The organism is Pseudomonas tumuqii, assembly GCF_013184545.1.
Classification (GTDB): domain Bacteria; phylum Pseudomonadota; class Gammaproteobacteria; order Pseudomonadales; family Pseudomonadaceae; genus Aquipseudomonas; species Aquipseudomonas tumuqii.
Genome location: NZ_JAAOJA010000033.1, coordinates 1 through 8,749, shown reverse-complemented (window position 1 = coordinate 8,749; position 8,749 = coordinate 1). Strand labels below are relative to the sequence as shown.

The following is an 8,749-nucleotide window of genomic DNA, read 5'->3' as shown; positions in this document are numbered from 1 at the left end:
GCTGCTTTGCAACCCCTCTTTTTAAGCTAACTTCTTGTTTTACAAGAGGTTTTCCGAGAGGCCTGCGCCGGAAGAGGTGCGCATTATAGGCCCAGCAGAATCCGCGTCAAGGCTTTATTGCAAGTTATTTGCCCCCTACACAGATTGAGCTACAACCCTGTAATGACTGTTGCGGGCTACCGTCATTGCGACCATGACTTTCGCAAGCCTGAGTCAACATAACTGAGTTCCCACTATATATAGGCGTCAAGACGATACTTGGGCTGTCCATTGGCGGACGCCCCCACTCTTGCTTGCAAGAGCTGGCGCTACCTACTGGCGTTCTGTCCGACCAGTGCACGGCGCCGCAGATCGTTGCATGCGCCAACTGGCGAAGCCACTATATAAGGTCAGCAGAATAACCAGCCCCAGGCTAATCGACATCATGCGGCCTCCAGAAACGCGCCGGCCCGCACAAGGCGGGCCGGCATGGCAGTGAAACTCAGTCGTTGACCTGACGCAGATAGGCTGCCGGAGCAGCACCGAGGTTGTTGAGCAGGCGCTCGCTGTACCAGTCGATAAAGTTGACCACCCCGAACTCGTAGGTTTTCGAATACGGCCCAGGCTGATAGGCCGTGGAGTTGATGCCACGCTGATTTTCTTCGGCCAGACGACGATCCTGGTCGTTGGTCGCGTCCCATACCTGGCGCAGGCGCGCCACGTCATAGTCGACGCCTTCCACAGCATCCTTGTGCACCAGCCACTTGGTGGTGACCATGGTTTCCTGGGCGCTGATCGGCCATACGGTGAAGACGATCACGTGGTCGCCCATGCAGTGGTTCCACGAATGCGGCAGGTGAAGGATACGCATGGAGCCGAGGTCAGGGTTCTGGATGCGCCCCATGAGTTTCTTGCTGCCCTGCTTGCCGTCCATGGTCATGGATACGGTGCCCTTGAGCAGCGGCATGCGCACGATGCGGTTACGCAGGCCGAAACTGGCATGGGCATAGGGAATCTTCTCGGCTTCCCACTTGGCCGCGGAATCGGCGACGTGGTCCTTGAATTCCTGGCTGGCACGCGGATCGGTGACGTCGTCCCATTCCAGCAGGGTATTGAGCAATTCCGGATGTGCACCGTTGCAGTGGTAGCACTCGCGGTTGTTTTCCAGGACCAGCTTCCAGTTGGCCTTTTCCACCAAGGTGGACTGCACCGCCACCTTGGTGTTCTCCATGTCGTAGGGCTCCATGTAATGAGCCAGGGTAGCTAGGAAGTCGTCGATTGCCGGCGGATTCTCGGCCAGAGAGATAAAGATGTAGCCGCCAGCAGTCTTGCAGTTGACCGGCTTGAGGCTGTAGTCCTTGAGGTCGAAGTCGGCGCCCATCTCGGTACCGGCGAACAGCAGACGCCCGTCGATCTCGTAGGTCCACTGGTGGTAAGGGCAGACCAGCTTGGCCACCTTGCCCTTGTCGCTGGTACACAGGCGCGAACCGCGGTGGCGACAGACGTTGTGGAAAGCGTGCACCACGCCTTCGGCGCCGCGGATGACGATGATCGGGTTATCGCCGATCTGCAGGGTCAGGTAGTTGCCCTTGGTCGGGATCTCGCAGGTCATACCGGCAATCAGCCATTCCTTGTGAAAGATCTCCTGCATGTCGATCTGGAACAGGCGCTCGTCGCTGTAAAACGGCTGCGGCAACGAGAAGGTGCGCTCGCGGGTCTGCAGCATCTCGGCGGTGGCCTTGCGTGCCGGTTCGAGCGGGTCGCCCAGGCTCAGGGTGGAAGTGACGTCCATCGGTAACTCCTCAATGGCGGCTCGCCGTGCGAGCGCCGCAAAAAGTGGCTGTTTCGGTTGCTACGCAAGGCGGCGTGACTGACCCTCCGCAAGCCGCCTGCCGAATGGCGGTTCTTACGCGGGATCAAGAGGGTCGGACGCTCTTATCCATTTGCTTCGGCTGGAGCTGAGTGTGGCGATGGATGCCGAGCAAACCTTATCCATAGGCGACATGCCCACATCCGTTTCCGACGCGGCAAGCCACGCGCCAGGCGGCAGGTCGCGATAAGCATGTCAATGTCGCTCATGGATAAATGAGCGCACTAACCCTTGCGCACAATCCACCACAATAGGCCAACACCAGGCCGCTGCGCGCGAGATACCGACCATGTCGAACGACTTCCTCAACCCCGTTACCACCCAGACCTGGAGCAATGGCCGCCACCTGGTTCGCTGCGTCAAGGTGATCCAGGAAACCTGGGATGTGCGCACCTTCTGTTTCATGGCCGAACAACCGGTGCTGTTCTTCTTCAAGCCGGGCCAGTTCGTCACCCTGGAACTGGAAATCGACGATCAGCCGGTCATGCGTTCGTACACGATTTCCAGCTCGCCGTCGGTGCCCTACAGTTTCTCCATCTCGATCAAGCGGATGCCCGGCGGCAAGGTCTCCAACTGGCTGCATGACAACCTGCAGGAAGGTCAGGAGTTGGCGGTACACGGTCCGGTCGGGCTGTTCAACGCCATCGACTTTCCGGCCGACAAGGTACTGCTCCTCAGCGGTGGCGTGGGTATTACCCCGGTGATGTCCATGACCCGCTGGTTCTATGACACCAACGCCAACGTCGACATGGTCTTCGTGCACAGCGCCCGCACTCCCAAGGACATCATCTTCCACCGCGAACTTGAGCACATGGCGGCGCGGATCAACAACTTCAGCCTGCACATCATCTGCGAGAAGCATGGCCAGGGCGAGGCCTGGGCTGGCTATCGTGGCTACCTCAACCAGAAGATGCTGGAGTTGATGGCGCCAGACTTCATGGAGCGGGAAATTTTCTGCTGCGGGCCGACGCCCTACATGAACGCGGTCAAGCACCTGCTCGAGAACAATGGCTTCGACATGCAGCATTATCACGAGGAGTCCTTCGGCGCGACACCGCCGGAGGTCCGCGCCGAAGTCAAGGAGCTGGCTGCGGAAGCCGCCGACGCCGACCCCGTGCCCGCTGCCGACCAGCATCAGGTGGCATTCGTCGCCACCGGCAAGAGCATTCGCGTCAATCCGGGCGAGACCGTGCACGCCGCGGCGGCCAAACTCGGCCTGCATATTCCCAAGGCCTGCGGCATGGGCATCTGCGGCACCTGCAAGGTAATGAAGACCGCTGGCGAGGTGAGCATGGAGCATAACGGTGGGATCACCGACGAGGATGTCGCCGAAGGCTATATCCTCTCTTGCTGCAGCGTGCCCCAGGGCGACGTGGTCATCGACTATTGATCGATGCGGCCTTCGGCAAGACGTTTATCTGCCTCTGATCTCACCCCCTGGGTCTCTCAGGGGGTGAGCACCTCCTCAGACCACACCCCATCCGCATCTTTCAGGTACCTGACACGCTCACGCATGCGCTGCCAGCCAGACGGCCAGAACTCGATGCGCTCAGGCTGAAGGCGGAAGGCGCACCAGTTCGGACTGCGTGGCACCGATTCGAAACCCAGGGCCTGTTCAAGCTGGCGCACCTGCCGGCGCGCTTCGCCTTTTTCCGGCGCTGGCGCCCCCTGCGGCAACACCCAGGACGCCAGTTGGGCCTCGCGTGCCCGTTTACGCCAGTAGTTGTCCGAGGTCTCAATGGACTGGCGGATGACCTCGCCTTCCAGCGTCACCTGTTCCTGCAGCTCGCGCCAGAAGAAACACAGTGATGCACGCGGATTGTCGGTGAGCTGCTGGCCCTTGCCGCTCTCGGTGTTGACGAAGAACAGCAGTCCCGCCTCCTCGACCGCAACGATGTAGACCATGCGCACGGACGGATGGGCGTAGCGATCCGCCGTCGCCAACGCGGCAGCATGCGCCTCGTCAACGCCCTGTGCGGTGGCCCGCTCGATCAGCCCCTGCAGTTGCGCCAGGGCTTCTCGATAAATCGCTTCACTGCTCTTCATGCTCGCAAGTCATCCTTTGCCGTGTGCGGATCCGTGAAATGCTTGTCGGGGTAGCCTAACCCAGCGCAGGGTTCACTGCCCGGCCACCTGCGCCACATAGTGGGCCACCGCCTCGATCTGTTCGGCGCTAAGCGATGCGGCAAAGCTTGGCATCACGCCGACACCACCCTGTACCGCCGCCACCACTCGTTCGACGCTTGGCTTGAGCTGATCCAGATCGGGGCCGATGACGCCGCTGGCACCGGCCTCGCGCAGACTGTGGCACAGGCTGCAGGAAGGCTGCGCCAGCTCGGTGAACACCTGCCGACCGAGCGCCAGGCGCGCATCACCCGCCTCCGCCTGCGCCATAGCCAGCAGGCTGGCCAAGGCGAATAGCAACCTCGCCATCAACTCAGACCACCACAAGGCTGACGGAATGATCCTGCCAGCCGTTGTGGCCGTAGCCACTGTCGTTATCCAGGCGCTCCTCGGGCTGCATGGCACCCTGGGCATCGATCGCCCGGCTGGCCAAGGTATAACGACCCGGTTGGAGTTCGGCGCTCAGCACGAATGGCCGCCAGGCGAAGGGCCCCAGATCCGGGCCGACGAAACGCGCCAGCTGCCAGTTCTTGCCAGCGTCCAGGGACACCTCGACACCCTGCACCGCCCTGGCTCCGCCGAAGGCCACGCCCTGAATCAACAGCCGCCCGGCCTTGGCCTGCTGCAGCGGCTGGGTGATCCAGGACTTGACCGGCATCTCCCACAGCGACGGCTGCTCCACCGCGCCCTTCTGGCCAACGGGGCTGACCCGGTAACCCGTAGCCTGGATCTTGGCATCGCTCTGTACGGCGGTGAAAGCCACCTGCTTGACGTACTTGATGTTGTTCACCCCGTAGTAGCCGGGCACCACCAGGCGCAGCGGGCCACCATGGGCCAGGGGCAGTGGCTCGCCGTTCAGCTCCCAGGCGAGGATGGCGTGCTCCAGTGCGCTCAACGGCACCGAGCGTTCGACCATCACGCTCTTCGGATCCAAGCCCTCGGGTAACACCTCACCGCCGGTACCGGTCATGTACTCCAGGCCAGCGTCAATCCCGCCGAGGGCCTCGACCACCGCACTGACCGGCACCCCGCTCCAGAACACGCAGCCAGCCGCACCCACCGTCCACGGGGTGCCGCTCGGCTTATGGGCAAAGAAGCCCCGGCCGTTGCCCGAACACTGCAGCACACTGGCCACGGTTTCGACGCCGAGGTTCTTGAGTTCGCCCAGGGTCATGCTGCGCGGGTTCTTCACACCCTGGAAGGCGACCGTCCAGGCGTCGCGGTCGGCAACGATGGCGGCATCCGGTGCCGGCAGGTTGTTGCGCACGAACAGTTGCTCATTGGAGGTGACGATACTGGTGCCGATCGCCTCGCGCCTGGTTTCCAGGGTGTTGGCGCTATGCACGATCAGCGCCTCGGGATTCTTCCAGTTGACGTAGTCCGGCAGCGGCATCTCAGCCGCCAGGCTGAGCGGGCTGAAGCCGAACAGGCCGGCCGAAGCCACTGCTCCGGCACTGCCCAGTAGCAGTTGCCGACGCTGCAGATTAAAGGTGTCGTTCATGGGGGGCTCCCGGAATATGCGGCGCACGCAACCCGCAGGCAGGAAAACCGGAAGATCTGGGAAAGGGGGCGAGTCGCGCGCGGGTGCTGGATGGAGGGGGACAGGCGCCTGCAGACGGGCGCTCCCCCACAAACCGGAGCATGGGTGCTTTCCTCTCGGTGTCAGCCAGGGTAATTGCCATGGCTAGTTTTGGTCTAGGTTCCCGGCGCCCCCCTGTCAAGGTGAGTGGTCGGTTGCCCCGCTCTGCATGCAGCGCCTGCCCCGGGATAAAGTCCCAGGCTCACCCCGCTATCGCGCGGGATAGAGCGCCGCGACATCGACTGTTATTCGATCCGCGCGGGCACCGCCCGGACAGGCCGGCGGAGCGGATCAAGCCTAGCCTGCAGCCATGGCCATGCGGATATCCGCCGCCAGTTCGCGCAGCCGCTCTTCTTCGGTGTCCCAGGAGCACATGAAACGTGCCCCGCCGGCGCCGATGAAGGTGTAGAAACGCCAGCCCTTGGCACGCAGGTTTTCCAAGGCCGCTTCGGACATCTGCAGGAACACGCCGTTGGCTTCCACCGGGAACATCAGGCTGACCCCCGGCACGTCACTGACCAGTTCGGCGAGCAGGCGCGCGCACTGGTTGGCGTGTCGGGCGTATTTCAACCAGGCGTCGCTCTGCAGCAGGCCGACCCAGGGTGCGGACAGGTAGCGCATCTTCGAGGCTAACTGGCCGGCCTGCTTGCAGCGGTAATCGAAGTCTTCGGCCAGCGCCTTGTTGAAGAACAGGATGGCCTCGCCCACCGCCATGCCGTTCTTGGTGCCGCCGAAGCAGAGCACGTCGACCCCGGCCTTCCAGGTCAGCTCGGCCGGGCTGCAACCGAGAAAGGCGCAGGCGTTGGAGAAGCGCGCGCCGTCCATGTGCAGATTGAGGCCCAGTTCGCGGCAGGTGGTGCTGATCGCGCGGACCTCTTCGGGGCGATAGACCGTGCCGACCTCGGTGGCCTGGGTCAGGGTCACCACCCGCGGTTTCGGGTAGTGGATATCCTGGCGCTTGAGGGCGATCTCGCGGATCGCCGCCGGCGTCAACTTGCCGTCCTCGGTCTGCGCCAGCAGCAGCTTGGAGCCGTTGGAGAAGAACTCCGGGGCGCCACATTCGTCGGTCTCGACGTGAGCGGTGTCCGAGCAGATCACGCTGTGGTAGCTCTGGCACAGCGCCGCCAGGGCCAGGGAGTTGGCCGCGGTGCCGTTGAAGGCGAAGAACACTTCGCAGTCGGTTTCGAACAGTTCGCGGAAATGATCGGCGGCGCGCGCCGTCCACTGGTCGTCGCCATAAGCGCGGTCATGGCCGTGATTGGCCTCGGCCATGGCGGCCCAGGCTTCCGGACAGATGCCGGAATAATTATCGCTGGCGAACTGTTGCGATGAGTCGGACATTGCTCGTTCCTTGTTGTTGGATCATCGGCGCATGGCGCTACTTTACCCTCGCAGCCTGTCGCGGGTAGCACGCTGTGGCGACATCTTGTTCATTCCAGGCGCTGTCCGGCCTGCAGAACGGACCGGCAACTGCACGCAAATGAAAAGGAACTCACGGCAGCAGACGGCCTCACAACTAGGGTCCCGGCAGCGCTTGCCGACGTAATTGACCCGAACAGGAGTCCACCATGAGCTACCGTCATTTGATTGCGCTTTTCCTTCCCCTGGCCTTTGCCCTGCCCGCCACTGCCGCTGGCTGGCCGGCGGGTGCCAAAACCGAGTTCGTCAACGAGTGCGTGGCCAGCGCCCAATCCAGCCACAACAAGGAACAACTGCAAGCCTTCTGCGAATGCGCGGCCGACAAGGTCAGCAGCGAGTTCAGCGAAGCAGAGCTGGAAGCGATGCGTAGCCAGACGCAACCTGACCCGGCGCTGCAGCAGCGCCTGGTTACCGCCTCCAGCAGCTGCAACGCCAAGCTGCAGGGCTGATAGGTGGTGAAAACCCGCTGGCCATAGCGCCAGCGGTGCCCAGCATGTCGTTGGCGGGATGCCGGATGGGCAGCGGTGGCGATCCTGGGTTAACGTCGATCACCAGCCGATGACCTGTGAGCGCCGCCATGCCGACCTCTTCCCCAGCCCTGGCCAGCCGTCCGCGTGATGCCGCGCTGGACCTGCTCAAGTGGCTGGCGCTGCTGAGCATGTTGATCGATCACCTGCGGCATGTCTGGCCGCCGCTGTACGCCGTCTATATTCCCGGCCGCCTGGCCTTTCCACTGTTCTGCCTGGCCATCGCCGCCAACCTGGTGCGGCCGACGGCGCGCCCGCGCCTGCCGGTGCCGTTACGCTATCTCGGCCTGTTGCTGCTGTTCTCGCTGCTTTCCGAGTGGCCGTATCGCCTGTTGGTGCCGGCGCCGCAATCGCTCAATGTGCTGCCGACCCTGGTCCTCGGCCTGCTGATCGCCAGTGGCGTGCAGCAGCCCAGTGGCCAGGCGCGCTGGCTGGCCATCGGCGCCCTGCTGCTGGCCGTGGTCGCCCATCCCTGGCTGATGTTCGGCGTCGCCGGGGCCTTGCTGCCGGCGGCGTTCGTTTATGCATTGAAGCACTCCCATCCAGCCTGGATCTGGCCACTGCTGCTGAGCCTGCTCGCCAACTACTGGCCGCCCTTCTATGTCGATGCGGCGCGCGGCGAGCCCTTTGCCTGGGCGGTGATTCTCAGCTGCGCCCTGGCCCCGCTGTTCGGTCTCTGGCTGCTGCGCCAGCCGCTGCAGATCCGCGTTGCGCCGGTACGCCGCTGGGCCTACCTGTTCTATCCCGGGCACTTTCTGCTGCTCACGGCTGTGCGCGAATACTGGCTGCGCTGACGGCCCCGACTGCGCTGCACGGCACTCGGCCGAGCCGCGGCGAAACATTCGCATTACCGACAGCGACCTGTCGCCGACACGCATGTCGCAAACGCAACCTCCCGTGGCGTACATAGGCATCTGGCTGTTCAGGGCGAGTCATACCATCGGCTCCACATGGGCTCAGTCCCGATTCCGACACAGATGCACCACAGCCTGGTGCCGCAGGAGATCAGCGATGTTCAGCAAACAAGACCAGATCCAGGGCTACGACGACGAACTGCTCAGCGCGATGGACGCCGAGGAGCGCCGCCAGGAGCATCACATCGAGCTGATCGCCTCGGAGAACTACACCAGCAAGCGGGTCATGCAGGCCCAGGGCAGCGGCCTGACCAACAAGTACGCCGAAGGCTATCCGGGCAAGCGCTACTACGGCGGCTGCGAGCATGTCGATGTGGTCGAGCAGCTGGCCATCGAC

The 8,749-nt window shown here is 63.2% G+C and carries 8 protein-coding genes and 1 pseudogene; 4 read left to right on the top strand and 5 right to left on the bottom strand.

Annotation, left to right across the window (positions count from 1 at the left end; all coding sequences use genetic code 11):
• Positions 1-481 precede the first annotated feature (481 nt).
• Positions 482-1,771 (bottom strand): glycine-betaine demethylase subunit GbcA, encoded by a 1,290-nt coding sequence (gene gbcA, locus G9C89_RS24625; protein ID WP_172153303.1) that lies wholly within the window; start codon positions 1,769-1,771, stop codon positions 482-484.
• Positions 1,772-2,138: 367 nt separating this feature from the next.
• On the opposite strand from gbcA, the gene gbcB reads away from it, so the two are divergent.
• On the top strand, positions 2,139-3,239 hold the full coding sequence (gene gbcB / locus G9C89_RS24620) for a glycine-betaine demethylase subunit GbcB (protein ID WP_172153301.1): 1,101 nt from the start codon (positions 2,139-2,141) through the stop codon (positions 3,237-3,239).
• A gap of 56 nt (positions 3,240-3,295) precedes the next feature.
• Here gbcB and G9C89_RS24615 read toward each other — a convergent pair whose 3' ends face one another.
• From G9C89_RS24615 to G9C89_RS24600, 4 genes are all read right to left on the bottom strand, one after another.
• On the bottom strand, positions 3,296-3,895 hold the full coding sequence (locus tag G9C89_RS24615) for a pyridoxine/pyridoxamine 5'-phosphate oxidase (RefSeq protein WP_172153299.1): 600 nt from the start codon (positions 3,893-3,895) through the stop codon (positions 3,296-3,298).
• 72 nt (positions 3,896-3,967) lie between these two features.
• A complete protein-coding gene (gene sorU, locus G9C89_RS24610; protein WP_172153297.1) occupies positions 3,968-4,282 on the bottom strand; it encodes a SorU family sulfite dehydrogenase c-type cytochrome subunit in 315 nt (104 codons plus the stop codon).
• Between the two features lie 4 nt (positions 4,283-4,286).
• Entirely contained in the window at positions 4,287-5,474 is a 1,188-nt protein-coding gene (gene sorT / locus G9C89_RS24605) for a SorT family sulfite dehydrogenase catalytic subunit (protein ID WP_172153295.1), read from the bottom strand.
• Between the two features lie 375 nt (positions 5,475-5,849).
• On the bottom strand, positions 5,850-6,893 hold the full coding sequence (locus tag G9C89_RS24600) for a threonine aldolase family protein (RefSeq protein ID WP_172153293.1): 1,044 nt from the start codon (positions 6,891-6,893) through the stop codon (positions 5,850-5,852).
• A 227-nt stretch (positions 6,894-7,120) separates the two neighbouring features.
• Between G9C89_RS24600 and G9C89_RS24595 the strand changes: the two genes are divergently transcribed.
• The 3 genes and pseudogenes from G9C89_RS24595 to glyA all read left to right on the top strand — a co-directional run.
• Positions 7,121-7,420, top strand: coding sequence for a hypothetical protein (locus G9C89_RS24595; RefSeq protein ID WP_172153291.1), 300 nt, complete (start codon positions 7,121-7,123; stop codon positions 7,418-7,420).
• A gap of 128 nt (positions 7,421-7,548) precedes the next feature.
• Positions 7,549-8,292 (top strand): TraX family protein, encoded by a 744-nt coding sequence (locus G9C89_RS24590; protein ID WP_172153289.1) that lies wholly within the window; start codon positions 7,549-7,551, stop codon positions 8,290-8,292.
• 217 nt (positions 8,293-8,509) lie between these two features.
• Positions 8,510-8,749, top strand: a pseudogene (gene glyA / locus G9C89_RS24585) (serine hydroxymethyltransferase); the annotation flags it as partial.

Bases quoted from the DNA above. Each gene is read 5' to 3' on its own strand.
- gbcA (WP_172153303.1), bottom strand. From the start codon at position 1,771: ATGGACGTCACTTCCACCCTGAGCCTGGGCGACCCGCTCGAACCGGCA.
- gbcB (WP_172153301.1), top strand. From the start codon at position 2,139: ATGTCGAACGACTTCCTCAACCCCGTTACCACCCAGACCTGGAGCAAT.
- G9C89_RS24615 (WP_172153299.1), bottom strand. From the start codon at position 3,895: ATGAAGAGCAGTGAAGCGATTTATCGAGAAGCCCTGGCGCAACTGCAG.
- sorU (WP_172153297.1), bottom strand. From the start codon at position 4,282: ATGGCGAGGTTGCTATTCGCCTTGGCCAGCCTGCTGGCTATGGCGCAG.
- sorT (WP_172153295.1), bottom strand. From the start codon at position 5,474: ATGAACGACACCTTTAATCTGCAGCGTCGGCAACTGCTACTGGGCAGT.
- G9C89_RS24600 (WP_172153293.1), bottom strand. From the start codon at position 6,893: ATGTCCGACTCATCGCAACAGTTCGCCAGCGATAATTATTCCGGCATC.
- G9C89_RS24595 (WP_172153291.1), top strand. From the start codon at position 7,121: ATGAGCTACCGTCATTTGATTGCGCTTTTCCTTCCCCTGGCCTTTGCC.
- G9C89_RS24590 (WP_172153289.1), top strand. From the start codon at position 7,549: ATGCCGACCTCTTCCCCAGCCCTGGCCAGCCGTCCGCGTGATGCCGCG.